The organism is Tellurirhabdus rosea (assembly GCF_026278345.1).
Lineage (GTDB): Bacteria > Bacteroidota > Bacteroidia > Cytophagales > Spirosomataceae > Tellurirhabdus > Tellurirhabdus rosea.
The window spans coordinates 1,176,874-1,202,270 of record NZ_CP111085.1 but is presented as its reverse complement, the minus strand read 5'-3'; the positions used below and the strand labels follow the sequence as shown (position 1 = coordinate 1,202,270).

Here is a 25,397-nt window from a genome sequence, read left to right as displayed (position 1 = left end):
TTGTCCTATTTTGGCAAATCCCTATCTTTGAGTAGAATTTACCAATACGTTCGTCGTGAAGCGGTTCGTCTCCATCGGATTGTGTCTGTTGCTGCTTTACCACGCGCTGGGTTCGCTCTTTGTGCTGCTCAGCGTTCGGGTACAGGAACAGTATGCCCTGTCGGAGCGGCTGCTGCTGTATCCTTCCACGGACAGCATGGTGGAATTTCACATTCCGCTTTACCAGCACCCCAACGAGGCCATCCTCACCCAGAAGCGCCCCGAGGGCTTCAACTACCGGAGTAACTATTACGAGATTGTCAGCCTGAACGTATCCGGCGATACGTTACACATCACGGGCTACCAGAGCACCGACCCTACGCTCTGGAAACAGGACCTGCTGTCGCTGCTTAAAACGCAGTTCGGGCACGCCTCAGACAACCAGAAACGAACCAGCGACCTGCTGAAATTACTCGGGAAAGAGTATTCTCAGTTCAACCGGGCGCGGCTCGTCTTTTTTCGCTACGAATGGATGCTGGCTGCCGCCTCCATTCGTTCCGTTACCCCGTCCGTGCTAACCCGGCACCTGCCGGTCTTCTCGCCCCCGCCCGAAGCGTCTGAACCGGGATTATGCTGACTACCGGATTCTGGATGATTGGATAAATCATCGAGCGGTAAGTCGTGCCTGATCCTGACCTCATTGCATAGTCCATTTTTCTTACACTGTGTAACTGACGTTCAGATGAAAACGCTATACCGTTTCTCACTGGTACTGCTTTGCCTTACCACCATTTCCTATCACCGGGTGTCGGCCCAGGGCTGCGTGGCCGTTCGGCACATGAGCTGCACCTCGCCCCTCGAAGCCCTGTCCGTTGGCCCGTCGGCCGGAACGGCTTCCACCAATTTTTTCAAACAACGTTCCGGCCACTGGCAGGTCAACGTTGGCTACCGGTATTTCCGCTCGTTCCGGCATTTCAAGGGAGATGTCGAGCAGAAGGAACGCCTCGAGCAGCATACCGAAGTGGTCAATATTTCGCACGGGGTCGATCTGGGACTTACCTACCTGGCGACGACGCGCCTCTCGTTTTCGATCAACCTGCCCGTTCAGTACAACGACCGTTCGTCGCTGTACGAGCATTACGGCAACAGCACCACGGCCAATCCTGAGCAGAGACGGTTTCATACCGGCTCACAGGGCATCGGCGACCTGCGCCTTTCGGGCAGTTACTGGCTGCGGAATCCGACCAAAGGAGCGAAGGCCAATTTTGCGCTGGGCGCGGGCATCAAACTGCCCACCGGCAATCCCGGCGTAGAAGACAACTTTCATAAGCTGAACCGGGAAGGGCAGGATTACATCGTGCGCAAGCCGGTTGACCAGTCGATCCAGCTGGGCGACGGCGGGGTCGGCTTCAGCCTGGAAGGGCAGGGCTACGCCCAACTGACCAGGGGCCTGTCGGCCTACGTGTCCGGCTTCTACCTCTTCAATCCGCGCGAAACCAACCGGGTGCTGCGGAGCCCGGAAGCCACAACGATCGACCTCGTAACGGGCTACTTCTCCGTAGCCGACCAGTTTGCCGCCCGGCTGGGCCTGAGCCAGACGCTGCCAATCGTATCCGGACTGTCCGTGATGCTGGGAGGCCGCGTGGAGGGAGTGCCGGCCAACGATGCCCTGGGCGGCAGCAAAGGCTTCCGGCGGCCCGGTTACATCGTATCCGTAGAACCCGGATTGAGCTACATGCGGGGCAAGTTTTCGGGGACGCTGTCCGTTCCGGTGGCGCTCTACCGCAACCGCATCAAGAGCTACTCCGACCGGCTCGACCCGTTGGGGCAGCGCCACGGCGACGCGGCCTTTGCCGACTACCTTGTCTCGCTGAACGTGAGCCGGTGGTTCTGAGTCAGTGAATGGTGATCTCGTTCGGTTTCGGGGCGGGATCACCCCTTTACCACTTATTTTCATTTCTTTTCTATGAAACTTTCCTTCATCCGGCTGCTGCTGCTGGGCCTGCTTCTGTCGACGGGAGCGAAGGCGCAGATGCCGCACGATGCCATTTATATGTCCAAAGGCCAGGTTTGCGTAGCGGCCCTGTACGGACAAAGCTCCTGGAATCAGTATTGGGAGGGCACCCTGAAGCGGCCCAACCTGAACATTGGTACCCACACCACCCACAACGTCATGCTGATGCCCGCCATCGGCCTTTCCAACCGCTTTAACCTGATTCTGTCGCTGCCCTACGTCTGGACCCAGACCAGCGCCGGTAACCTGATGGGCCAGCGGGGTATTCAGGATTTGGCCGTCTGGGGTAAGTACCGGGCCGTGGCGGTAGGCGGCTTTTCGCTGCACGCTGTCGCGGGAGCTTCCCTTCCGCTGGGCAATTATGTGCCGGATTTTCTGCCCATGTCCATCGGTCTGCAATGCCGGACGGCAACCGGGCGGCTCATCGCCAGCTACCGGCACCGCCCGTCCGGCCTTTACCTGACCGGCCACGGCAGCTACACCTGGCGCAGCAACATCCGGGTGGACCGCGACGCCTATCAGGCCGACGGCCGGGTCTACAACACCAACGAGGTCCGCGTTCCGAACGCCTTTGACTGGGGTGCCCGGCTGGGGGTTCTGCGTTCCAAATGGCAAACCGAGGTGTGGGCCGAGCACAACGCCTGCACCAGCGGCGACAATATCCGCCGCAACGACATGCCGTTTCCGACCAACAACATGCAGGCCACGATGGTGGGTTGGTACGGAAAAGTTCAGCCCCGCAACATCGGCGTCAACGCCCGCATCGGCTACGTGGTCGATGGGCTGAACATGGGACAGAGTACGAGCTATATGGTAGGAGTGTTGTATCAGTTTAAAGTGAAGTAACCGATGAAATTGTCATTTACATCCATAAAATCGGGTCTGACCGTAGCGGCCCTGGCCGTATCGTTCTGGTCCTGCAACAAGACCCTTGAAGAACCGCAACGGGTCGGCTATACGCCCGCCAGCACCGACGAAAAAGCCGGAACCTGGAAAACCTACGTTCTGACGTCTCCGACGGAAGTGACGATAGCTGCTCCGAAAATGCCCAATACCGCCGAATACGCGGCCGAACTGGCCGATTTGAAAGCCAAAGCCACCAATCTGTCTCCGCAGCAGCAGGAAGCCGTTGTGTACTGGGGGGCCGGAGCCGTTTACCGCTGGAACGAAATCGCGCGTGAGCTGGCCGCCCGCTACAACCTGGCCCCGGCCTCCAACGCGGAAGGCAAGTACCCCGTGCCCGATCCGGCCAATCCGCTGGCTGATCCGCGCTTCCCGTTTGCCAACCCGCCCTACACGGCCCGGATGCTGGCCTACCTGAACGTAGCCCAGTACGACGCCCTGGTCACGACCTGGCATTACAAATACCAGTTCAAACGGAATGCACCCTCGAAATACGATGCCGGGATTCGGGTGGCACTGCCCGTATCGACCATTCCGGCCTATCCGTCGGAGGACGCCGTGGTGGCGGCCGCTTCGGTGGCGGTGCTGAAAGCCATGTTCCCCGGCGAAGTGCCCTATCTGGAGCAGAAACTGAAAGAACACCGCGACAGCCGCCTCTGGGCCGGGATGAACGTGGAGAGTGACCTGCTGGCCGGAGCTGAACTGGGCACCGCCGTGGCGGCCAAAGTGATGGCCCGCAGCCGGACCGATGGCATGTCGGCCGCCAATAACCAGGTGCTGACGGCCGCCATGATCGAAGGGGCCAAAAAACTGGGCATGACGGACGTGTGGCTCAGCCAGGAATCGCCGGCCCGTCCGCCGATGCTGCCCAACTACGGGGCGGTTAAAAACTGGAATTTTGACGAGGCGACCAAAGTAAAGCTGCGCCCCGGCCCGCCGCCGGTTGCCGGAAGTGCGCAGTTTGAGAAGGAACTGGAGGAGTTGCGGACGATTCAGAAGGGCCAGACCCGCGAGCAGGCCCGCATCGCCAATTACTGGGCCGACGGGGCGGGAAGCTACACCCCGCCCGGCCACTGGAACCGCACCGCCGCCAACACGGCGCACGAGGAGCGGTACAGCGAAGTGCGCATGGCCCGGACGCTGGCGCTGGTGAGCACGGCGCTCATGGACGCTGGCGTGTGCTGCTGGGAAACCAAGTTTTACTACTACTCGCCCCGCCCGCAGCAGTATGGCGTGAAAACGTCGGTGGGGCTGCCGAATTTCCCGTCCTACACCTCGGGGCACTCCACGTTCTCCGGTGCGGCGGCCACCGTGCTAGGCTACGTTTTCCCGGGCCGGGCTGCCACGTTTGACAAGCTCGCCCAGGAAGCTTCCGTATCCCGGATGTACGGCCTGATCCACTTCCGCTCGGACTGCGAAGTCGGGCTCAGATGCGGCAAAAACATCGGCGCCTACGCCGTAGACCGCGGGAAAGCCGACGGCTCAGGGCTGTAGGACTGAGCGAATGGCATTGAATCAATGGGTGGGTCACGACGTGTTCACCACCCAGGGTTGGCTTTTCCGGTTCTGGTTAATTCAGGGCGTGGAAATCCTGATCGTCCGGGTCGATTGACTGCACCTGGGCGTCCTCGTTGAGCCGCAGGATGTCCTGGCCCGATAACGTGGCTTTGTAAAAACCTTCCAGTCCTTCGATAGGCTGAACATTGTCCGAACCCGCGAGCCGCCGGATGGTCCTTTCCGTTTCGGCGGCGTTGGGGCCCAGCGTGATGACGACGGTGTAAAAACCGTCCGGATTGGTGGCAAGCTGTTGCTGGAATTCAGAAGATAAGGTGGCCATAACGATTTGGGTTTAACCCCGGCCGGACGGTCCGGCCGGGGCTTTTTTTGACATTAATTAAAGAGTGGCAGCGTCGCAGTTGAGCAATCCGGAGCCATACACCGGGTCGTTGCCCGGTACGCCCAGATCGGAGGTGGTGCTGACCAGTTTGGTCCGGATCTGGCTCGGAGTGAAAGCCGGGAAGCGTTGTTTGATGAGCGCAACCGCCCCCGCCACGGCCGGACAGGCCATGCTCGTTCCCGACAGCACCCGGTACGAATTCGCCGGAGAATGGAAGGTCGAATTGATGCTGACGCCCGGAGCCGAGAGGGTCACCGGGTTGCAGGCGCCGCCCCGCGACGAGAAGGTCGCCACCTGACCGGACTGATCGACCGCCGCCACGGCAATGACGCCGGGGATACTGCCCGGAACGTTCACCAGCCGGTTCTGCGGATTCGGGTCGAGGAAGGAGTTTCCCGCCGCGGCCACGACCGTACAGCCCGCGGCGCGGAGCCGGTTGATGGCCGTCACCAGGGCCGCCGGGGCGTTCTGGCAGGGCATTACCGCGCCCAGACTCATCGAAACAACGTCCATTTTATTGGCCAGCGCCCAGCCAAGACCCGCCACGATGCCGCTGAACGGACCCGAACCGGCCGCGTTCAGCACTTTCACGGCAAACAGGCTGCAGCGTGGCGCCACCCCGACGACCCCGACCGTGTTGTTGCGCGCGCCGATGATGCCGGCGCAGTGCGTCCCGTGTCCGTTGTCGTCGTTGAAGCTCGCCACGCCCGAGATGAACGAGGCGCCGCCCGAAACAATCAGGTCGGTGTGGTTGGCAATGCCCGTGTCCAGCACGGCCACTTTAATGCCGAATCCGGTGATGCCCCGCCGCCACGCGGCCGGGGCTTTCACCATCTGGATATGCCACGGAATCGGCTGGGCAACGGCCTGAGCCGGCACCGGCTGCTCGGGCTGGAATTTGTCTTTTACGTCGCCGGGCTGGAGGTTGGGCAATTCCAGAAACGCGCGGATTTTTTCGGCCAGACTGTCCTGAGCGGCTTTCTGACCGGCCTTGAACCCGAGCATGTACATCTGGTCGCCGCTCATCTGATCTTTACTTTGCGGCAGCAGGCCCAGAATCGTTTCGGAGTCAAGGATTGGCGCGGCGCCATCCGTTTCCGGCATGTCGAGCGCGTACATTTCGAAATCTTCCACGACTTCCAGCACATCGCCGCGCTGTTCCAGTTCGACTTTCTGCTCGTCGGTCAGCGTGGCTACCGACACGTCCAGATTGTCGAAGTGCAGCACGTCGGCCTCGGTGATGCTCCGTTCGCTGGCCATTACGCTGATGCCGTCCTCGATGCTGCTGGTCGAGATGTGCAGCACGTCGCTGAGGACTTCTTTGGCGGAGGTATGATTGCTGTACGTGATGACGTACTTTTTGGGTGACTGATCCATGTTTGTGTGTGGAATTTAGAGTGGTCTCAGGACCGGACGCCGGGCACCCGACGCTTGACTTTTTTTGGGTTTAAAATCCAATGGAGCCGCTGAAGGGCCGGATGTTTTATCAAAAGTCAAACGTCAGGTGTCCAGTGTCCGGCACGGAGAAAATTGGTAAGGGAAAAAGCCTTTCTGCGCTGCCTGCGTTGGGATTACGCTACGGGAATCGGAACCCGGATGATGAACTGTTTCCGGATGTTCTGTCCGAAATCCGCCTCGAAGGTGCCCTGAGCGACCAGATTGCCGCTTTTGCCGGAATAATCGTAACCCACCCGGACGGTATCCGAAAGCAGCGTGATCCGGCTTTTGCCGTAGCGCCCTTTGGCGGCCGTTTTCAGCATTTTTTCGACATCCGTATTGGGCTTGGTCGTGCGCGGGCCGTTGTAGAGCTTGGCTTCCCGAATGTTTTCCACGGGCCGGGTGGTGTCGCGGATGGTCGTGATGCTGCCGTCGTTGTCCACCGTGACGCTGAAGTTGCCGTGGTCGTGGTTCACGTTGGAAACGCCCTCAATGACCGGCCGGAAGAGGACCGTGATGTCCGTGGCGTACTCCTTGTCCATCTTCCCGGAGCCTTCCTGCGTTCCGCCGCAGGTATAGCCAACCCGGTAGGTATCGACGCTGAGCTGCTGGCGGGAAGTGAGGTTAAGGTCGTTAAGGGCCTTCTGGGCGATGTCGATGGCCCGGTCAACGGAGATCGCCTTCCGGTTTTCGGTGTTGATGGATTTCAGCAAAAACTCCCGCCGTCCGTCCGAGCCGATAAAGGCGCGGCGGCCTTCCGATTCAACGATCAGATTCCCGGCCGGGTCGATGCCGACGTTGTTGAAGCTGTCGCGGGTGAAACCCAACTGGTAGGCCATTTCCTGCGCCCCGTCCGTGCGGCCGATCATGGGCGCAAATTCGAGTTTCGACAGCTTCTCCGGAATGCGGTTCATGGCCAGCGCGGTCCCGGCGGCCCGCTGCGCGTTGTACCACCGCCACTGGAACCAGTTGCGGGTGACCGCCTGGCGATTGAGGAAGCGTTCGTTGTAAAGCCGGTCGGTGGCTTCCGCCTGGTTGGCGCCCACGGCGACCACAGACGGTGCCTGCCCGTGCGAAATCCGCCAGCTGGCATCCAGCCAAGCCTGCCCCAGCGACTTGTTCTTGTTCCATTCTTCCCAGAAAAACTTTCCGTAATTGGGATTGTCGACGCTCACCGTTTCAAAACCGAACAGCATCCGGAAACCGAGGCAACGGTTCCACCACGTCCGGATGGGACTGTGGCCTTCCAGCACCCGCAACGAGAAGCAGGTGGACAGAAAAACGTACCGGGCCTCCTCGTTGCCCAGAGCCATCTGGTTGGAATTGGCCCAGGTTTCACTGCCCCAGGCGGAGCCCATCGGCATGAAAAACACGCCGTTGGCGTCCATACCGCCGTGGCCCGAGTGGTAAAAAGCCGTCACGGCGTCGGCGCCGAACGTGTCCAGATAGTTGTCGAAGGTTTCGCCGTACATCCAGGACTGGACGGCGGCATCCTTGTACCAGAAGTTGGCAGTACGGAAGCGGGTTGGATAATCTAAAAACCCGTAGGCGTCTTCGTGAGTTGCAAATAAATTACCGACGCCCGGCAGGAAGGTTTCAATGCTACAGGCTCCATACCAGTCGTCGGAGCCGCCAAGCTGGGGGGCGAGGATGGTGGGTTGCTGCGCGGCGGCAAACGGATTCTGGTTGGTCAGCAATCTGACATTTTCCATAACGAATCAGGATTGAGTGTGGATAAAAAAGAGCAGAAAACAAGAGACTGGCCGCAAAAGCCGTCTCCGGGGGCAGAGCAGAAAGACCTGACAAAGGTACAGGTTGTTGCCGCGAAGAAAGTAGAGTAGAACTACTGAAAATAAAGGATAAGTATAAAAACAAATAGTTTAAGTACAAATCCTTGACTGGGTGAACGGACGGTAATTTTATCAAAAGGTTCATCCCGCCCGGGCACCCGCTTACTTTGGATTTTCGTATTATTGCCGCACTATGAAAAGGTCAGTAAAGACGCAGAACGAGAAAAGCCGCGTGGTGAGAATACCAGCCCAGCTCGACGGGCAGGCGCGCACGGTCATCGAACGGGTAAGTCCGGAGGTGGACGGCGGTCGGTTTCCCATCAAGGCGGTTCCCGGTGAGGTCATCACCGTAGAAGCCGATATCATTACCGACGGGCATGACAAGATTGCCGCCCGTCTTCTGTATAAAGCCGCCGAAGCCGACGCCTGGCAGGAAGTGCCGATGCAACTGATCATCAACGATCGGTGGACGGCTTCTTTTCCGGTCGAAACCCAGGGCCGGTATCGGTACACCATCGAAGCCTGGGTGGACCACCTCGCTTCCTGGCGGCACGAAATTGAACTCAAAATCAGGGACGGGCAGCGGATCACCAGCGAACTGCTGGCCGGGGCGGTTCTGGTCGAGGGCATGGCCGCCCGGGCAGAAGGGGAGGCCCGGCAGGCGCTGGAATACATGACGGCCCTGTTCCGGGACGAGTCCCGCTACGACGAAGCCATCGGGCAGGCGCTGAGTCCGCAGTTTGTCCATTTTCTGAATCAATACCCCGAGCGCCAGCACCCGACGCGCTACCACCGCGAACTGGAGGTGGACGTGGATCGGGTCCGGGCCGGGTTCAGCACCTGGTACTGCCTCTTTCCGCGGTCGGCGTCCGAGGAGCCGGGCCGTCATGGCACGTTCAAGGATGTCGAACGGCTGCTGCCCCGGCTGGCGTCGATGGGCTTCGATGTGCTGTACCTGCCGCCCATTCACCCCATCGGGCACCAGTTCCGGAAGGGGAAAAACAACAACGTCATCTCGCAGCCGGGCGAACCGGGTGTGCCCTACGGCATCGGTTCCGAGCTGGGCGGCCACACGGCCATTCACCCCGAGCTGGGGACGCTGGAGGACTTCCGGCACCTGATCGAAATCTGCAAAAACTACGACATGGAAGTGGCGATGGACCTGGCGATTCAGTGCTCGCCCGACCATCCGTGGGCCAAAGACCATCCCGAATGGTTCAAACACCGGCCCGACGGCACCATCCAGTACGCCGAAAACCCGCCCAAAAAGTACCAGGACATTTACCCGGTTTACTTCGAAAACAGCAACTGGCCGAGCCTTTGGGAAGAACTGCGGCAGGTGATCACGACCTGGGCGTCGTGGGGCGTGCGCATGATTCGGGTGGACAATCCCCACACCAAGCCTTACTCGTTCTGGGAATGGGTCATTGCCGAGGTGCGACGCGAATATCCGGACATGATTTTTCTGTCGGAAGCCTTCACCAAGCCGAAGGTGATGCAGCAACTGGCGAAACTGGGCTTTGCGCAGTCGTACACGTATTACACCTGGCGGAACAACAAGCACGAACTTCAGGAATACCTGACCGAGCTGACCCAGAGCGAGATGCGGCACTATTACCGCCCGAATTTCTGGCCGACCACGCACGACATCAACCCGTACATCCTCCAGTCCGGGCACGAGCCGCAGTTTCTGATCCGGTATTTCATGGCCGCGACGCTCTCGTCCAACTACGGAATTTTCGGACCTTCCTTCGAGCTGATGGAGCATGTGCCGATTCCCGGCAAGGAAGAGTTTCTGAATTCGGAAAAATACGAAATCCGGCACTGGGACTGGAACCGGACCAACAAACTGACGTACCTGATCACGCTGGTGAACCGGCTCCGGAAGGAAAATGCCGCGTTGCAAAAAACCAACAACCTGACGTTCTGCCGCATCGACGACGATTTTCTGATGGGCTACCTGAAAGTAACGGGCGAAAACCGGGTGCTGGCCGTGGTCAATACCGACGCCTACAACCGCCGGGCGGCGATGGTGCAGGTGCCGATCTGGCAGCTGGGCCTCCGCGACGACCAGCCCTATACCGTCCGCGATCTGCTGACGGGGGCCGAGTACACCTGGCGCGGCGAGTGGAATTACGTCGAACTGGACCCGTACGTTCTGCCCATGCACCTCTTCAAGATTGAATTTTAAGCGTTCGGGCGGCATCCGGTCTTTCGGATGCCGCTTTTTGCTGCTCCCACCTAACCATTCCCTCGTCTTCTGCTTTTTTTGCCGTCTTTTGGCTTATCTCCCCAATCACTTTGTATTATTACAGGGTTAACCCTGTACCTAATCACTCAGCATCCGTATGACTGAAGCAGCCGTCCTCAATCTGGCGAATCTCCCGGATTGGGAAGACATAAAAAATAAAGCAGAATTGATTCAGCGCCTGGAAACGGAGGTTTTGCCGCCTTACGTGAATACCTGTCGCTGGTTTGCCGGGAAGGCCCGCCAGCCTATCCGGTTCCAGTTGCGGCAGATTCACCCCGTGCCGGTAGGGTCGTCCGTAGCGTACCTGACCATTCTTGGGGTGGAGTATTCCGAAGGGGATGCCGAAAACTACCTGCTGCCGCTGGGGCTGCTGGAAAGCGACCAGCCGGAAGCGCGCGATATTCCGCCCAAAGGCATCATGGCGAAGGTAAAGCTGGGCAACGGGCGCGGGCTGCTGATCGATGCGATGTACGATGAACGCTTCCGCGAAATGCTCTACGGCTTCATGGCTTCGCAGCATACGCTGGCCGGGCCGGATGGCGATCTGCAGTTCCTGCGCGGGCGCGGTCTGGCAGAAGAGGACCTGAACACCCGGCTGCCGAGTCGCGTGCTGCCCGTCGATTCCAGCAATTCGGCGCTGGTTTTCGGGAATAAATATTTTGTGAAGCTGTACCGGAAGCTGTTCAGCGAGACCAACCCGGAGGTCGAAACGGTCAGTTTTATCACCGAACACAGCAATTTTGACCATATTCCGGCCTATGCCGGCAGCGTAGTGCTGAAGCAGGAAGGTGCCCCCGACGTGACGCTCGTGATGATGCAGCTCATGGTCGAAAACCGGAAAGACAGCTGGGACCTGACGGGCGATTACCTCAACGATTTTCTTTACCAGGTGCCGCAGCGGATGTTCTCCATTCGGGAGGAGGTGTTCGACATGGTCGAGCTGCTGGGCCAGCGGACGGGCGAACTGCACTGCGCCCTCTACAACCAGCATGCCGGTCCGGAGTTTGCCCCGGAGCCGTTCACCGACGAATACCGGGAGTTTATCATCGGCCGCATCGAACACCTGCTCGAAGGCCGCTACAACCTGCTGATCGACAATTACACTCGCCTCGACCCGCTCGCCCAGCGGCTGGCCTGGGTGTTTATGGAAGCCAAAGAACTCATTGATGATTTCGTGGCCGATTTCCGCTGTCGCCCGATCGAGTCCCTGCGCATCCGCATTCACGGCGATTACCACCTGGGGCAAGTCCTGGCTACGCAGAACGATTTTGTCATCATTGATTTTGAAGGCGAACCGGAAAGCAGCATCACCGAGCGGAAAATCAAACATTCGCCGCTGAAAGACGTGGCGGGCATGGTCCGGTCGTATCATTACGCCGTGAGTGCCAAGCTGTTTGGCAGCGCCGAAACCGCCGGAATCGAGGCGGACCAGTTGCAGCGGGTGTCCGACCGCTGGTTCAAACTCATCCGGGATACGTTTATGGATGCGTATCTGGAAACCATCGGGAGTCCGCATCCCTTGTTCAAAGACAACGCCGAAATAAACTTTTTGCTCCTGATTTACTTATTGGAAAAGGCAGTATACGAACTGGGTTACGAAATCAGTTATCGTCCGCACTGGGTAAAGATTCCGCTGAAAGGCATTGTGGACGTGATTCGGGAGATTGAAAAAATCCGGATTGCCGACGGAAATCTGACCAACGAAGGCCGAGGGCTGCCCACCGGACTGCTGCAGACCAAAAAAGCGTAACTTCGTTTTTCTGACCTGACCATATAATTTGCAGGAATTTATTGACAATTAGCCTATGGCAAAGCGCAAAAGCACCACCGACAACCTTTCGGAAGAGGTAACCCCAGTGAACCAAACACCGCGGCGGGGTGTCGCGAAGACGGTAATCACGCCGGAACCTGCCGCGACGACTGAACTTGTTTCGCCCGAAGCTCCGGCCACCGCCGCCACGCCCGGACCCCTTCCGCTCGACATGAGCAAGCCGGTCTGGGGATACAGCCGCCTGACGGAGTTCGATATTTACCTGTTCCGCGCCGGCAAACATAGCCGACTGTACGAGAAGCTGGGCTCGCATGTGGTGGAAGTCAACGGCGTGGTAGGCACCTACTTTGCCGTATGGGCCCCCTCGGCCCGGCAGGTGGCGGTCATGGGGAACTTCAACGGCTGGAACCGGGAAAGCCACGCGCTTTTTGTCCGCTGGGACAGCTCCGGAATCTGGGAAGGCTTCATTCCGCACGTGGGCCGGGGCGAGGTCTACAAGTACGCCATCGCCGCGCAGAACGGCCGTCAGCTGGAAAAAGGCGACCCGTTTGCGCTGATGTGGGAAACGCCGCCGCAGACCGCTTCCATTGTCTGGGACACCTGGTACGAATGGAAGGACAAAAGCTGGATGAACACCCGGCACAACCATAACGGGCTGGATAAGCCCATTTCGGTCTACGAAGTGCACCTCGGCTCCTGGCAGCGCGACTCCGAAGACCCCAAACGCAACCTGACCTACGGCGAAATTGCGGACCGGCTCGTGCCGTACGTGAAGGAAATGGGCTTTACGCACATCGAGTTCATGCCCGTCATGGAGCATCCGTACGCCCCGTCGTGGGGTTACCAGATTACGGGTTACTTTGCCCCGAGCAGCCGGTTTGGGACGCCGCAGGAGTTTATGGCGCTCGTCGAACGGCTCCACTGCGAAGGCATCGGCGTCTACCTTGACTGGGTTCCGTCGCACTTCCCGTACGACGCGCACGGCCTGTACATGTTCGACGGCTCGCACCTCTACGAGCACCCGGACATGCGCAAAGGCTACCATCCGGACTGGAAAAGCTATATTTTCAATTATGGCCGCAACGAGGTTCGGGCGTTTCTGCTTTCCAACGCGCTGTTCTGGCTCGACCGTTTTCACGTGGACGGCCTGCGGGTGGATGCCGTGGCGTCCATGCTGTACCTCGATTACTCCCGGAATCATGGCGAGTGGGAGCCGAACGTCTTCGGCGGGCGCGAAAACCTGGAGGCTATTTCGCTCTTCAAGGAACTGAACGAGATCGTTTACAAGGAATTTCCGGATGTGCAGACGGTCGCCGAGGAATCCACGGCTTTTCCGGGCGTGTCGCGGCCGGTCTTCACGGGCGGACTGGGCTTCGGCATGAAGTGGATGATGGGCTGGATGAACGACACCCTGCGGTATTTCCAGCGCGACGCGTTCTACCGCCGCTGGCACCAGGACGAAATCACGTTCAGCACGGTATACGCCTTCACCGAAAACTTCATGCTGCCGCTTTCGCACGACGAGGTGGTATACGGCAAAAAATCGCTGGTGGGTAAAATGCCGGGCGACGAATGGCAGCGCTTCGCCAATCTGCGGCTGCTGTTTACGTACATGTTTACCCATCCCGGCACCAAGCTGCTGTTCATGGGCGGCGAATTCGGGCAGACCTCGGAATGGAACTTTGCGGCTAGTCTGGAATGGCACCTGCTCGAATTTGCCCCACATAAGGGCATGAAGGAATGCGTGAAGGCGCTGAACGGCCTTTACCGCAGCGAACCGGCCCTGTACGAACTCAACTTCTCGGCCGAAGGCTTCGAGTGGATCGACACCACGGACCGCGAAAACAGCATCATTGTCTATACCCGACGCGGCAAAAATCCCCAGGATTCGGTGCTGATAGTGATGAACATGACCCCCATTCCGCGGCAGAATTACCGTATCGGCGTCCCGACCGAAGGGACCTGGACCGAAATTTTCAACAGCGACCGAACGGAGTTCCACGGCAGCGGCATGGGAAATCCCGCACCTTTGGCTACGGAAAAGGAAAAATGGCACGGCCGCCCGGATTCCCTTCGGGTGACGATCCCACCGCTGGGCGCGGTGGTGCTGAAGGCAACCACCGTTTAAAAACAAATGCCATATCCCGGAGATATGGCATTTGTTTTTAAACGAATTTTTTTTGACCATAGTTGCCGCCGGGCTTCCGCAGCAACGCCTTCATAATGAGTGAAGAGCGGAATAATCCAATGGAAGACCGGAGCGCTGAATCAGTTTTTTGTCAGGAGGCCTTGCCGTCTTGTTTTTGCCACTAACTTTGCGTTACAAAGTACAACCTGTCTGGTATGAAGAAATTGCTTGCCGGTGTATTGTTTCTGTACACCGCCACTGCCTTTGCACAAACACCCGTTTCCACTCGTCTGAGCGGCGGAATTGATCTCGGTGCCGCCTTCGATTCGAAAATCATTTCGCCTTCGTTTACTTACTTTCAGATGCTGCACCTCGACCAGCGGAAGATTTTCCAAATCGGCTGGACGTTTAAGTTTCAGACTTTTTACGGTCAGAACAGCGTCGATTATTACACGGCTCCAGCCAAATTTACGCGCGAAAAAACCGGCTTCGCGGCCCTCTCGGCCCCGATTATCCCCGCTAACATCGACACGCTGACCATGCCTAAAACGTCGTTTACATCCGGCAACTTCGGGCTGCGGGTTCAGGTGCATCTGGGCGTCGTGGATCTGGGCGCTTCGGCTGATATTCTCGGCATTGGCGTCGGCAAAGGCCGGTACGGGTTCTACCGGGCTTCGACCGGCTTTAATTCGGCCGACAGCCTGAATCTGCACCGCACCAACCAGTACGCCCAGCCGCAACGGATCAACGTCCGGCTGCTGGGGGACAACGACATGGGTTTTCTGGCCACGGAGGTCTACGCCCGCCTGAACTTCAGCCGGCGACTGGCGGCCAAGATCGGCTACCAGTGGCTCACCACAGAATACCGGGCCAACAACCGCCTCGTGGAAGACAACCGCCGCTTCCGCCACCGCTTCGCCATGCCGTACGTCGCGCTGACGTTTCCGTTCTTCCGGTAAAAGGTAATGATAGAATGATTGATAGGTTGATTGGCTCCGCAAATTTTAACGCTGCGGAGCCAATCAACCTATCAATCATTCTATCATTCAATCACTATACTTCCACCGGCTTCAAACTGAAATACGTCTCATAAAGCGCGTGGTCGGCTTCGTTGCCGCGGATCTGGAGGCTGTCGAGGAAGCGGTGCAGGCCGGTGCGGAAGATGTCGGCCGTGTCGGTGAATTCGATGTCCGAGCGGAGTTTGCTGAGGGTCTTTTCGGCTTCGTTGCTGAATCCGTTGGCGACCGAAGAACCCGAAATTTCGTATAGGGAAAGCTCCGCCTGCCGGATGCAGTGCGCGATGGAGCGCGGGAAACGCTTGTCCAGAATCAGAAACTCGACGATCGTCGAGGGAGTAATCATCCGATATTGCTGCCGGTACATGTTATACGCGCTGACGGACTTCAGCACGGCCGTCCACAGCATCAATTCCAGCGTAGAGCCCATACCCTCAGAGGCGGGCAGGAGCGTAAAATACTTCACATCCAGGAAGCGCGACGTTTTGTCGGCCCGCTCGACAAACCGGCCCATCCGTCCGAAATGCCAGGCTTCGTTGCGGGTGATGGTCGCGTCGATGACCCCGTAGAACAACTGCGAGCCGGTTTTGACATGATCCAGAAATTCCTGTAAGTGATTCAGGTCTGTTTTGGGAGAGGCGTCCCGCACGTCGAGGTACAACTCGTTCAGCTTCTCCCACATTTCCTTCGAGATCGTTTCCCGAACCGTTCGGGCGTTTTCCCGGGCATTGTTGAGGCAGCTGACGATCGAGTTCGGATTCCGCTTGTCGAAGGCCATGAAGTCAATGACGTTCTCCCGCGTGGGCTGGTCGTAGTGGTTGTAAAACAGGTAATTATCGGCGGTCGCGATCAGCAGCGGTTCCCATTGCTCATCGACATTCGGCGGCAAGTCCAGTGCCAGATTGAAGTTGACACTCATAAAGCGGGCGTAATTTTCGGCCCGTTCAATGTATCGGTTCATCCAGTAGATGGAATTGGCGACGCGGCTAAGCATAGGGTTACGTTTTATATTGAAATATTGCAAAAAGAAGAAAGTTCCTGCCAGTTTAAGAGCGGTAATTCCGAAGATAAAGCGCAAAAAATCATTTTTTGCCAATTCTTCAGGATTTTTCTCGCAGTTTTTTCGGACCCGCAGATTTCCGGCAAGTTCCTGCCCGCTTCGGTGGACAGATATGAGTAGTTTTTTGCCGGATTGCCATTTGTGAGCAAAGAGGTATAATCTTTTCCAAAGTAACCCGTACTCATGAAAAAACAGTTTCTGCTGCTTCTTTTAATGACCACCAGTCTTTTTGCTGCTGTTGCCAAACCGGGCCGTAAACCCGATCCCCGTCTCTTCGAACTGCGCGTGTACTATGCCCCGCCGGGCAAGTTTGAGAACATTGTGGACCGATTCCGGCAACACACGCTCAAGCTTTTTGAAAAGCACGGCATGGAAAACGTCGGCTATTGGGTGCCCACCGACACGACGAAGCACATCATCTACTACATTCTCGCTTATCCCAACCGGGAGGCGCGCGACGCTTCGTGGAAAGCGTTTGGCAGCGACCCGGCCTGGAAGGAAGTCGTGGCCAAAACCGAAGCCAACGGCAAGATTGTGCAAAAAGTGGAAACCTATTTCATGACGACTACGGACTTTTCCCCGGCGTTGAAACTGAAGAAAAAATCCCCCGAACGGACGTTCGAACTCCGGACGTATACGGGCACGCCGGGTCATATCGAAGACGTGCTGGCCCGTTTCCGGAATCATACGACGAAGCTGTTCGAAAAGCACGGGATGGAAAACATTGTGTATTTCACGACCGTAGAGAAGGACGGAGCCCAGTCGAAACTGATCTATCTGCTGGCCCACAAGAGCGAACAGGCCGGAAAAGAATCGTTTGACAGCTTCCGGAAAGACCCCAACTGGATCAAGGTCCGCGACGAGTCGGAAAAGGCCGGCAAGATTGTAGAAAAAGTAGAATCGGTCTACCTGAAACCGACGGATTATTCACCGATGAAATAAGTCGTAAGTCAGTAAGTGGCTCCGCCGTTTCCTAACCTAGCGGAGCCACTTACGACTTACTGACTTACGACTTATTTTATTCTAATTCATCCGACAGATACTTCCGAACTGCCTGATGCGGACGGAGGCCGTCCTGGCGGACCCGGGAGTTGGTCGTCGAGCCCGGCCGTTCCGAAGCCGCCGAGCGGGCTTTGGCCGCCAGATTGGCGTTGGTAAACAGCCCGTTGCGGAACTGGTTGTATTCTTCTTCCGACATCGCCTGCCGGGCCACCTGCCCTTTTTCGTACCCATCGTTGTATGCCGCAATCCGGCTGTCGGTATGCGCCAGTTTGGCTTCGTAGAGCAGCTGGTCAATTTCGGCGTTCAGCTGGTCTTTCCGCTTTCTGAGGTCTTCGACCGGCGGGAGGCTTTCCAGATCATGTTCCAGAATGGCTTTCTGCGTCAGCTGTTTAGCCAGTTCGACCTGCGCTTCCCGGTGAATGTTATCCAACCTTTTGCGCCGACGTTTCAGCCGCCACAACTTGGGATCGGCCTGTAGCCAGCGAAACCAGTAGCTTTGCAGCACCGGCAGCGCGATACCCAGACAGACCGCCCCGGCCAGGGCAAAAAGCAGTCCGCTCAGCACGAATGACAAAAGCGCCATCGGGCTGTCGACCAGTTGCAGGTTCAGCTCGTCGGACTGCTGCAACTGCTGTTCGATCTTCCGCAAGGTCGCGGCGTCGGCTACCGGGTTCGGATTGGCGGGGTCCAGCGCATTCAGTTGGATGTTCTTGATGCTTTTGTTGATCGCCTCTTTCAGCTTGTCCGTCCGGTACGCCTCGTAGCGGAACCAGCCCAGCACCAGCAGGGTAATCACCGAAAGGGCGGCCAGACCCGTTTTGAACCAGCCGTAGCGACGCACGGCCTGCGGAGAAGCTTCCGTCAGGTAAGGCTCTTCAATCAGGCGGTCGTAAGCCGGTTTCAGCAGAATGGACACCATCGCCAGACCGACCGCAAACATCCACGCTTCCGTGTTGTTGCGGATGTTGAGGGCGTAGGCCACAATCTCGTGCGAAATGATCAGATCGCCGGCCACAAAGCTGACGCCCGCCGCGAAGAAAATCAGCCCGGCCAGGAGCGAGTACTCCGAAGCTTTCCGGGTGCGGCGCTCCCGCAGCTGTTCGCGTTCGCCTTCGACATCAGCAATGTCCTTTTCGATTTTCTGCGCTTCCTGTACGGCCAGGTTCGTACTCAGCAGGTGTTCCTGCAGGCGGTCGTAGGCGGCTTTGCGCGTCGTAGCCGCTTCGGTCAGGGTCTGGTCGATCTGTCGGATCTCGTCCTTCTTATCCTGCACCCGTTCCGCAAGCCATGTATCGTTGACGTGGCTGGACAGGTAGCCCTCGTAGGACTGCCGGTCGATGCCTTCCACGCCACTGGTATATCCGTGTTGAAAATCAGCACCCTGATTTGGCTGTTGCTCGTTCATTGAATTGTTCATCTGGTCGTGATGGACAGGTTCCTCATGCAAAGGGTGTTGGTGTACAATAGACTATAAACGAATTTGGCCCGAAAAAGATTTCCTAATCCCCCCGGATCAGGCGCCGCTGGCCCTCGGTGAGCCGGTTTTTCAGGCTCCGGGCAAGGCTGTACTCACTTTCAAAAATGTTGATCAGCATGTCGCGCCGGGCGTGCAGGGCGTGCAGTTCGGCCTCCAGCCGGGTCAGCTGCGGAAGCACCTGCCACTTCTGAACGCGCAGCCCGTCGATTTCCGTATTCAGCCGGGCTTTTTCCGTTTCCCATTCCACCGACCGGGTTAATTTTTCACGCTGCAGGGCGCGGCTGGCGGTCAGAAACCGCAGGTCGTTACGCAGAACGGTCAGCGTGCCGAGCAGCAGTTTTCCGCCAAGTAGAAACAGGAAAAAGAGAAAGATAAACAGCGCGGCCGCCCGAAGCGGCGGTTGCGTACCCAGCGCCTGAACAAACACAAACAGCGAGGCGGCAAACGGCAGAGCGACTTCTTCCAGCATCCGCCGGAAGGTCAGGCGGGTGTCGGCGTCATGAAAAACGGAAACCCGCCCGAAAAGGCTGAACATCCCGGCCAGAAACACGCCGATGGAAATCATGCGGCTTTCCTGAAAAGCCGGGCGAAGCGTTTCTTCCAGCAAGTAATACGTTCCGGTGCACATAACACCGGACAGCAGCAGGCCGGCAATCGTGCGGGGTAGCTGGTGTTCTCCGGGCGGTTGCCGGGCCGCGAGTTCGGCTTGCCGGGCGGCCCCTTCGCTGATGCGCTGTTCGCGTTCGCCGATGAACAGATTCAGTTCGCCGATCAGTTCGTTATGCTGTTCCACCTGCCGGTCGAGTGGGGCCGACAGCCGCTGGAAATAGTGCCGGATAGCGAGGATTTTCTCCTCCGGCCGGGATTCCGAAAGGCCGTAAAGCACGCCTTCGTCCCGGAGCAGGTCGAGGTCGGTAAGCCATCCCGGAACCGGTTCGTCGGTGAAGTGGGAGAACTGGGTGTCAATGTCGGGCAAGAGGGCGAGGGACGGCTGGATGGCTTCGGAACTACGAACCGTCGGCGCTTCCGGTTCCGCCGCGGGCATCGATTCCGAACGGGCCGGAGGGGTGGACGAACTAGCGGATGTAAACCGTTCAGATAAACGCATAAAAGCAAAAATGGACTAGGTAGGACGAGCCCGGAGCCCTTCGGCCACGATAGGGCACGGGCTTCCGGCTGGTTAATATGACAAAACCTTTGTTTAGTCGCAAATCGGAGACTGTTTTCCGGACCTGAATTGTGCTTAATTAAGGCGCGAGGCGGAAGGCGAGTCGATAAACCGGATGCCTATCTTCCAGAAAAAGAAGAGCGAAAGAGCCAGCAGTCCGGTAAATAGTAAACTAAGCAGCGGATTATAATACACGATGGCCAGCAGACAGACGAACGACAGAAACAGCGCCAGCAGGGGAACGAACGGGTAGAGCGGCGCCCTGAAAGGCCGGTCGAGACTTGGTTCTTTCCGGCGGAGGGCAAACAGGCTGAGCAGGCTGACGATGTACATCACAAGGGCACCCAGCGCCGAAAAAATGATAATTTCGTCGGTGGTACCGGAGAAAAGCGCCACAAAGCCCACCAGCCCGCCGACGATGAGCGCCCAGTGCGGAGTCTGGAACCGGGTGTTGACCTCCGCCAGAAATTCCGGCAGATACCCGCTCCGGGCCAGCGCATACACCTGCCGGGAATAACCGATGGTGTTGCAGTGGAAGGAAGCAATCAGTCCAAACAGGCCCAGACTGGCAAACGCTTTGGACCAGACGCTGTTTTTACCCAGCACCATCCCCAGCGTTTCGGGCAGCGGGTGGTCGATCTCGGTCAGTTGCCGCCAGTCGCCGACGCCGGCGCTCAGCACCATGATTCCCAGAGTCAGCAGAACCAGCGTGGCGATACTCAGCAGATAACCCCTGGGAATGGTCCGGGCGGGGTCTTTCACCTCTTCCGCTACCATAGCTACGCCTTCAATCGCCAGATAAAACCAGATGGCAAAGGGAATGGCGGCAAAAATGCCACTGGCCCGGAACGGCTCGTTATGGGCCAGAAAATTTTCGGTTTTGTAAGCAGGAACAATCAGCGCCATGAACACCAGCAGCTCCGCCACCGAAAGCAGCGTGACTACCATCGAAAAATTGGCAGACTCCTTTATTCCCAACAGATTAATGCCAATGAAGACCACATAACTGCCGACGGCTACCCACAGGACCGGCCAGTCGGGATTGAGGAAGTGGGCATACGCGCCCAGCGCGGCGGCAATGGCCGGAGGGGCCATCAGAAAATCGACCAGTGTGGCAAATCCGGCAATGAATCCACCCGTTGGTCCGAAGGCGCGCGAAGCGTAGGCAAACGGGCCACCCGCGTGGGGGATGGAGGTGGTCAGTTCCGTGTAACTGAAGATGAAGGCAATGTAAAAAACGGTGACCAGAAGCGTGGCGAGCAGAAAGCCCGTCGTTCCGGCTACGGCCCAGCCCTTGTTCCAGCCAAAATAAACGCCCGAGATGACCATCCCGACGGCGATGGACCAAAGCTGGGCGGTGTTGATTACTTTCCGAAGACCCGGACCGGTGCCGTCAGGGGGTTCTGCCATTACTCGTTTCCTGAAAAAAGCGATGAATTGAACGGCAAAAATAAGGAAAAGATTGTTGACAGAGCCCGCCCGGGCAACCGGAAGCCGAAATCATTTGAGCTTTTCCCTGAGCAGGTCGATGATGACTTGCTGGCCTTCCTCAAGGCGCTCCATTCGGGTCTCCAGCCGGTCCATTCTGGTTTCGATTTTATCGATTCTGCCATCCAGCCGGGTAATATCAGCTCTTACAAGACGAAAGTTCTCCCGGTTTCCTCCCGGAAATCGTTGAGGCTGGCCACCGCTCGGGAAGTGATTTCCACTTCCTTTTCCAGTTTTTCGACTCGTTCTTCCAAATACATAGTCATGAAGATAGGAAAAAGTAAGTTGGTTTCGAACCATCTCAGACGTTGAGGAAGATACTTTGTAACGTGAGCCACAACTGTTTTTTCAGCGCCCGGTCGGCTTCAATGGCGGAGAGCGGGTCGGAAAGCATGAAGTTGATGCCAGCGAGGTTGCGGATTTCGTACCGGTTGAGGGCAATGTTCAGATTGAGTTTTGTAAACGGTACGCCAAACGAAATAAAATGGTGCACCCGCTTGCTGGCCAGCACCGGCCGAACGTTCACCAGCCCCGAACCGGCCAGATTCAGCACATCGACGCCGTCCATGTTCAAGTTCACAGCCTTCAGGATGTTTTCCAGCAGAATCAGTTCGCTCGGGGTCAGTTCGTCGTCGAACAGCAGCAGAACCTTCTGATTAATCTGCGGGATGACCGGCTTAGGCGGCTCCGGGACCGGTTCGGGTCGGGCGGCGGAGAGGGGCGGAACGGGCTCGACGACAAGGGGCGGCCGGTCAACAGGCGTTTCGGCCGGGGTGGACACGACCGGAGCCGGGTCCGCTACCGTTTCGACCACCAGTTCGGGTTGCCGAACGACCGGCGGCCCGGCAACGTCCACGACCGGCTCCGGCTCCGGAACCCGGTAGAGCGTCTCTTCTCCGAATAAAAACTGATACGCGTTTTTGCTCATTGCAGTTTGTACCACTGTACGTTTTGAACGGGTTTCCGCCGCCCGTCGAAGGCTTTTTTCTCCGGTCCGTAGTGCTGAACCAGGTAATCCAGAACGGTCGGTTCGGATTCCCCGAGGTCCCACAGATTCTGAGTGCGCTGCATCCAGCGGATCTTTTCCTTCCAGCCGTCGCGGGTGAAGCGGTTCTGCAAAATCAGTTTGCTGGAGTGGCAGGCCGTACAGTGCGCCTTCACGAGCGCGAGTCGGCTGTCGGCCACAAGACCCGTTTCCGGATCGCGCTTCACGGTATCGCCGACCATCGCACGGCCGGGCGTACCGGCAGGTCTGTCCGCCGGGAACGCCGCCGCCACGGCCAGCCACCCCGCCAGAAGGGCACCCACAACCCCGATTATCCGTTCGTTATTCATCATTCCTTATTCATTAAGTCCGCCCCTCATCCTACTTTGACCGCAATCCGGTGGCAGGCGTTGTTGCAATAGCCTTCCGGGTTCCACTGCGGCATTACCATCGGCTGCGAAATACCGGCCTCGTCGGTAGCCCGCGCCCAGATTTCGTAATAGCCTTTCTGCGGCAGTTTTAGTTCAGCCGTCCAATGCTGCCAGGCCAGGCGGTTTTTGGGCTTTTTCAGGTTTGCCGATTGCCAGGTGGCTCCGTAATCAAACGAAAGCTGCAGGTCCCGAACGGCCCGGTCGCCGGCCCAGGCGTGCCCGCGTACGGAAAGCGTCTTTCCGGCCTCCAGCACAGCGCCCGTTCGGGGGGCCGTAATCAGGGATTTCACCGGCATGGATTCGATGATTTTGAATTCGCTTTCCGGCGGATCAACGCCCGGCTCGACCGGGTTGATGGGAACTCGGTAGCTTTTGCCGGTCATCTTCGCCCCGTCGTGCACTTTGTTGCGAACCGAAATCGTGTGCAGCCATTTGCCGGACACCGAGGCGGGCCAGCCGCCCACCACCAGCCGCAACGGAAATCCGTGCGCTAGCGGAATGTCCTGCCCGTTCATGGACCAGGCCAGCAGCGTTTCGTCCTCCAGAGCCTTGCGCATCGGCACCCCGCGCGAAATGACGGCCTTGGTCGGGTCCTGGCTGATGTGCAGGTCTTTTCCGTAATAACCGATGTACACGGCATCGTCTTTCAGACCCACGTCCGCCAGCACGTCTTTCAGCCGCACACCCGTCCATTCGGCGCAGCTGACGGCTCCGTCGGTCCACTGGTTTCCGGCGGTCTGCGGATAATAACCGGCACGGCCATTCCCGGCGCATTCCAGCACAAGCTGGTAGGTGTAGGGTTTGAAGCGTTTCTTCAGATCGGCCAGTTTGTAGGTTTTGGAGGCTTTTACCGACTCGCCGTTGATGGTCAGCGTCCAGGCAGCCGGGTCGATTTTCTCGGGCATCAGCCCGTTGTTCCGGATAAACATCCGGTCGGCGGGCGTCACGGCATCGTCGAGCAGGTGGGCGGGCGCCTCCACATTCCAGGGCTTATCGTTCAGGACCACCATGTCCTTGTGTTTGGACGTCATGGGGTTGAGGTCGAACGCCAGGGGAAGGTAGTTCCGGGGCATCCGGTCCGCGAAGGCCAGTTCGGTGCCGAGCAACCCGGCCATGGTGGCAAGGGCACTTTTTTTGAGAAAGCCACGGCGGTCGAAAAGCGAATCGTTCATGGAGTAAAGGGTTGGGCTTTATTCAAAATTAATAAAAAAAGCCCTGTGGAGGGCTATAAATTGTATCGCAGTGCTGGGTAGCTTAGAGCGGAGAAAACGCGCGGGTTACGCCGGTCTTCTCCGCTTTCCGCTGCGACAAAGTCGCTAGACGACCGCTTCCCGGTGAATGACGGCTTGCCGGTCCGGGCCGGTGGAAATAAAGCTGATCGGCAGGTTCAGTTCGGCTTCGAGGAAGTCGATGTAGGCGGCCAGTTCGGCCGGCACTTCGTCGAACGTCCGGAAGTTGTCCAGGGCCGTATGCCATCCTTTGAATTCCTTGTAGACCGGCGTAACGTCCGTGTCGCAGAGGTCGTAGGGGAACTGCTCGGTGGTTGAACCATCGGGCAGCTGGTAGTGGGTGCAGACTTTAATGGTCTCGAAAATGTTCAGCACGTCCACTTTCATCATGATGAGCTGCGTGACGCCGTTGATCATGATGGCGTATTTCAGGGCAGGCAGATCGAGCCAGCCGCAGCGGCGCGGGCGACCCGTAGTCGAGCCGAATTCGCGGCCTTCCTGACGCATCCGTTCGCCTTCCTCATCGAGGAGTTCGGTCGGGAAAGGGCCGCTGCCAACGCGGGTGCAGTACGCCTTGAAAATGCCGTACACCTCGCCGATCTGACGCGGAGCCACCCCCAGGCCCGTACAGGCCCCGGCGGCCATAGTGCTGGAACTGGTCACGAACGGGTAGGAGCCAAAGTCGATGTCGAGCAGAGAACCCTGGGCTCCTTCGGCCAGCACTTTCTGCCCGGCCTTGAGGGCGTTGTTGACTTCGTATTCGCTGTCTACCAGCCGGAACTGCTTCATGAAGTCCACCGCCGCGAAGAACTCTTCTTCCAGTTGCGGCAGCGTCGAAGCGTAATCAAACCCGTGGTGGTCGAGCGTAACTTTATGAGCCGTTACGAGGGTGGTGTATTTCTGCCGGAAGTTCGGCGACAGCACGTCGCCCACGCGAAGGCCCTGGCGGGCTACTTTGTCCTGATAGGTGGGGCCGATACCGCGCAGGGTCGAGCCGATCTTGGCCGCGCCTTTGGCCTGTTCGTAGGCGGCGTCGAGGAGCCGGTGCGTAGGCAGGATAATGGACGCTTTCTTGGAAATGAACAGGTTCTGGCCGAGGTCCAGATTGTATTTGGCGAGACCGTCGATTTCGCGTTTGAACACGATCGGGTCCAGCACGACCCCGTTCCCGATGATGTTTTTAGCCTCCGCCCGGAAGATGCCCGACGGAATCTGGTGCAGAACGTGCTTAAATCCGTCGAATTCCAGCGTGTGACCGGCGTTGGGGCCGCCCTGAAAACGGGCTACCACCTGGTACTGCGGGGCCAGTACATCCACAATCTTGCCCTTGCCTTCGTCGCCCCATTGAAGGCCGAGTAATACGTCTACCAT

Annotated in this window: 22 protein-coding genes; 9 read left to right on the top strand and 13 right to left on the bottom strand. The window is 58.1% G+C overall.

The genetic code is table 11. From position 1 onward, the window contains the following. Positions 1-55 precede the first annotated feature (55 nt). The 4 genes from ORG26_RS04985 (at position 56) to ORG26_RS04970 (ending at position 4,390) form a co-directional block, all read left to right on the top strand. Positions 56-616: a hypothetical protein gene (locus ORG26_RS04985; RefSeq protein ID WP_266367426.1), complete on the top strand. Its 561-nt coding sequence runs from the start codon at positions 56-58 to the stop codon at positions 614-616. A 105-nt stretch (positions 617-721) separates the two neighbouring features. Next, the gene (locus tag ORG26_RS04980) at positions 722-1,873 is read left to right on the top strand and encodes a hypothetical protein (protein ID WP_266367425.1); all 1,152 of its coding nucleotides are present in this window, start codon (positions 722-724) and stop codon (positions 1,871-1,873) included. Positions 1,874-1,945: 72 nt separating this feature from the next. After that, positions 1,946-2,839 carry a hypothetical protein gene (locus ORG26_RS04975; protein WP_266367424.1) on the top strand — a complete coding sequence of 298 codons (894 nt, stop codon included), beginning with the start codon at positions 1,946-1,948 and terminating at the stop codon, positions 2,837-2,839. A 3-nt stretch (positions 2,840-2,842) separates the two neighbouring features. Then, on the top strand, positions 2,843-4,390 hold the full coding sequence (locus ORG26_RS04970; protein WP_266367423.1) for a vanadium-dependent haloperoxidase: 1,548 nt from the start codon (positions 2,843-2,845) through the stop codon (positions 4,388-4,390). 76 nt (positions 4,391-4,466) lie between these two features. On the opposite strand, the gene ORG26_RS04965 is transcribed toward ORG26_RS04970, so the two are convergent. From ORG26_RS04965 to ORG26_RS04955, 3 genes are all read right to left on the bottom strand, one after another. Beyond that, a complete protein-coding gene (locus ORG26_RS04965; protein WP_266367422.1) occupies positions 4,467-4,733 on the bottom strand; it encodes a hypothetical protein in 267 nt (88 codons plus the stop codon). A gap of 57 nt (positions 4,734-4,790) precedes the next feature. Further along, entirely contained in the window at positions 4,791-6,170 is a 1,380-nt protein-coding gene (locus ORG26_RS04960) for a S8 family peptidase (protein WP_266367421.1), read from the bottom strand. 194 nt (positions 6,171-6,364) lie between these two features. Beyond that, the gene (locus tag ORG26_RS04955; protein ID WP_266367420.1) at positions 6,365-7,942 is read right to left on the bottom strand and encodes a DUF6345 domain-containing protein; all 1,578 of its coding nucleotides are present in this window, start codon (positions 7,940-7,942) and stop codon (positions 6,365-6,367) included. A gap of 271 nt (positions 7,943-8,213) precedes the next feature. Between ORG26_RS04955 and ORG26_RS04950 the strand changes: the two genes are divergently transcribed. The 4 genes from ORG26_RS04950 to ORG26_RS04935 all read left to right on the top strand — a co-directional run bounded on the left by ORG26_RS04950 (position 8,214) and on the right by ORG26_RS04935 (position 15,129). Further along, positions 8,214-10,211: a maltotransferase domain-containing protein gene (locus ORG26_RS04950; protein WP_266367419.1), complete on the top strand. Its 1,998-nt coding sequence runs from the start codon at positions 8,214-8,216 to the stop codon at positions 10,209-10,211. A gap of 157 nt (positions 10,212-10,368) precedes the next feature. Beyond that, positions 10,369-12,021 (top strand): putative maltokinase, encoded by a 1,653-nt coding sequence (locus ORG26_RS04945; RefSeq protein ID WP_266367418.1) that lies wholly within the window; start codon positions 10,369-10,371, stop codon positions 12,019-12,021. Positions 12,022-12,253: 232 nt separating this feature from the next. Then, positions 12,254-14,170 (top strand): 1,4-alpha-glucan branching protein GlgB, encoded by a 1,917-nt coding sequence (glgB, locus tag ORG26_RS04940; protein ID WP_407704825.1) that lies wholly within the window; start codon positions 12,254-12,256, stop codon positions 14,168-14,170. Between the two features lie 215 nt (positions 14,171-14,385). Beyond that, positions 14,386-15,129: a hypothetical protein gene (locus tag ORG26_RS04935; RefSeq protein WP_266367416.1), complete on the top strand. Its 744-nt coding sequence runs from the start codon at positions 14,386-14,388 to the stop codon at positions 15,127-15,129. 94 nt (positions 15,130-15,223) lie between these two features. Here the strand turns inward: ORG26_RS04935 and ORG26_RS04930 are convergent, their stop codons facing one another. Both ORG26_RS04930 and ORG26_RS04925 read right to left on the bottom strand, forming a co-directional pair. Beyond that, positions 15,224-16,180, bottom strand: a complete 957-nt coding sequence (locus ORG26_RS04930) for an alpha-E domain-containing protein (RefSeq protein WP_266367415.1) — start codon at positions 16,178-16,180, stop codon at positions 15,224-15,226. Positions 16,181-16,191: 11 nt separating this feature from the next. Further along, positions 16,192-16,431: a hypothetical protein gene (locus tag ORG26_RS04925; RefSeq protein ID WP_266367414.1), complete on the bottom strand. Its 240-nt coding sequence runs from the start codon at positions 16,429-16,431 to the stop codon at positions 16,192-16,194. On the opposite strand from ORG26_RS04925, the gene ORG26_RS04920 reads away from it, so the two are divergent. Continuing rightward, complete coding sequence (locus ORG26_RS04920; protein WP_266367413.1) at positions 16,430-17,188, top strand: NIPSNAP family protein; 759 nt, start codon at positions 16,430-16,432, stop codon at positions 17,186-17,188. The two genes, ORG26_RS04925 and ORG26_RS04920, sit on opposite strands and share 2 nt — an antisense overlap. Before the next feature lie 76 nt (positions 17,189-17,264). On the opposite strand, the gene ORG26_RS04915 is transcribed toward ORG26_RS04920, so the two are convergent. From ORG26_RS04915 to ORG26_RS04880, 8 genes are all read right to left on the bottom strand, one after another. Then, complete coding sequence (locus ORG26_RS04915) at positions 17,265-18,653, bottom strand: hypothetical protein (RefSeq protein WP_266367412.1); 1,389 nt, start codon at positions 18,651-18,653, stop codon at positions 17,265-17,267. 94 nt (positions 18,654-18,747) lie between these two features. Further along, on the bottom strand, positions 18,748-19,833 hold the full coding sequence (locus tag ORG26_RS04910) for a hypothetical protein (protein ID WP_266367411.1): 1,086 nt from the start codon (positions 19,831-19,833) through the stop codon (positions 18,748-18,750). A gap of 135 nt (positions 19,834-19,968) precedes the next feature. Then, complete coding sequence (gene eat, locus ORG26_RS04905) at positions 19,969-21,303, bottom strand: ethanolamine permease (RefSeq protein ID WP_266367410.1); 1,335 nt, start codon at positions 21,301-21,303, stop codon at positions 19,969-19,971. A 90-nt stretch (positions 21,304-21,393) separates the two neighbouring features. After that, positions 21,394-21,681 carry a hypothetical protein gene (locus tag ORG26_RS04900; RefSeq protein WP_266367409.1) on the bottom strand — a complete coding sequence of 96 codons (288 nt, stop codon included), beginning with the start codon at positions 21,679-21,681 and terminating at the stop codon, positions 21,394-21,396. Position 21,682: 1 nt separating this feature from the next. After that, on the bottom strand, positions 21,683-22,309 hold the full coding sequence (locus ORG26_RS04895; protein ID WP_266367408.1) for a hypothetical protein: 627 nt from the start codon (positions 22,307-22,309) through the stop codon (positions 21,683-21,685). Then, positions 22,306-22,719, bottom strand: a complete 414-nt coding sequence (locus ORG26_RS04890) for a hypothetical protein (RefSeq protein WP_323134360.1) — start codon at positions 22,717-22,719, stop codon at positions 22,306-22,308. The genes ORG26_RS04895 and ORG26_RS04890 overlap by 4 nt, the downstream gene beginning before the upstream one ends. A gap of 23 nt (positions 22,720-22,742) precedes the next feature. Then, positions 22,743-23,969 carry a sulfite oxidase gene (locus ORG26_RS04885; protein WP_266367407.1) on the bottom strand — a complete coding sequence of 409 codons (1,227 nt, stop codon included), beginning with the start codon at positions 23,967-23,969 and terminating at the stop codon, positions 22,743-22,745. Between the two features lie 144 nt (positions 23,970-24,113). Then, positions 24,114-25,397 carry an adenylosuccinate synthase gene (locus ORG26_RS04880; RefSeq protein WP_266367406.1) on the bottom strand — a complete coding sequence of 428 codons (1,284 nt, stop codon included), beginning with the start codon at positions 25,395-25,397 and terminating at the stop codon, positions 24,114-24,116.

Bases quoted from the DNA above. Each gene is read 5' to 3' on its own strand.
- ORG26_RS04925 (WP_266367414.1), bottom strand. From the start codon at position 16,431: ATGAGTACGGGTTACTTTGGAAAAGATTATACCTCTTTGCTCACAAAT.
- ORG26_RS04945 (WP_266367418.1), top strand. From the start codon at position 10,369: ATGACTGAAGCAGCCGTCCTCAATCTGGCGAATCTCCCGGATTGGGAA.
- ORG26_RS04915 (WP_266367412.1), bottom strand. From the start codon at position 18,653: ATGAACGAGCAACAGCCAAATCAGGGTGCTGATTTTCAACACGGATAT.
- ORG26_RS04970 (WP_266367423.1), top strand. From the start codon at position 2,843: ATGAAATTGTCATTTACATCCATAAAATCGGGTCTGACCGTAGCGGCC.
- ORG26_RS04935 (WP_266367416.1), top strand. From the start codon at position 14,386: ATGAAGAAATTGCTTGCCGGTGTATTGTTTCTGTACACCGCCACTGCC.
- ORG26_RS04890 (WP_323134360.1), bottom strand. From the start codon at position 22,719: ATGATGAATAACGAACGGATAATCGGGGTTGTGGGTGCCCTTCTGGCG.
- ORG26_RS04895 (WP_266367408.1), bottom strand. From the start codon at position 22,309: ATGAGCAAAAACGCGTATCAGTTTTTATTCGGAGAAGAGACGCTCTAC.
- ORG26_RS04910 (WP_266367411.1), bottom strand. From the start codon at position 19,833: ATGCGTTTATCTGAACGGTTTACATCCGCTAGTTCGTCCACCCCTCCG.
- ORG26_RS04880 (WP_266367406.1), bottom strand. From the start codon at position 25,397: ATGGTAGACGTATTACTCGGCCTTCAATGGGGCGACGAAGGCAAGGGC.
- ORG26_RS04885 (WP_266367407.1), bottom strand. From the start codon at position 23,969: ATGAACGATTCGCTTTTCGACCGCCGTGGCTTTCTCAAAAAAAGTGCC.
- ORG26_RS04900 (WP_266367409.1), bottom strand. From the start codon at position 21,681: ATGGTTCGAAACCAACTTACTTTTTCCTATCTTCATGACTATGTATTT.
- glgB (WP_407704825.1), top strand. From the start codon at position 12,254: ATGAGCAAGCCGGTCTGGGGATACAGCCGCCTGACGGAGTTCGATATT.
- ORG26_RS04950 (WP_266367419.1), top strand. From the start codon at position 8,214: ATGAAAAGGTCAGTAAAGACGCAGAACGAGAAAAGCCGCGTGGTGAGA.
- ORG26_RS04930 (WP_266367415.1), bottom strand. From the start codon at position 16,180: ATGCTTAGCCGCGTCGCCAATTCCATCTACTGGATGAACCGATACATT.
- ORG26_RS04980 (WP_266367425.1), top strand. From the start codon at position 722: ATGAAAACGCTATACCGTTTCTCACTGGTACTGCTTTGCCTTACCACC.
- ORG26_RS04920 (WP_266367413.1), top strand. From the start codon at position 16,430: ATGAAAAAACAGTTTCTGCTGCTTCTTTTAATGACCACCAGTCTTTTT.
- ORG26_RS04960 (WP_266367421.1), bottom strand. From the start codon at position 6,170: ATGGATCAGTCACCCAAAAAGTACGTCATCACGTACAGCAATCATACC.
- ORG26_RS04975 (WP_266367424.1), top strand. From the start codon at position 1,946: ATGAAACTTTCCTTCATCCGGCTGCTGCTGCTGGGCCTGCTTCTGTCG.
- ORG26_RS04955 (WP_266367420.1), bottom strand. From the start codon at position 7,942: ATGGAAAATGTCAGATTGCTGACCAACCAGAATCCGTTTGCCGCCGCG.
- ORG26_RS04965 (WP_266367422.1), bottom strand. From the start codon at position 4,733: ATGGCCACCTTATCTTCTGAATTCCAGCAACAGCTTGCCACCAATCCG.
- eat (WP_266367410.1), bottom strand. From the start codon at position 21,303: ATGGCAGAACCCCCTGACGGCACCGGTCCGGGTCTTCGGAAAGTAATC.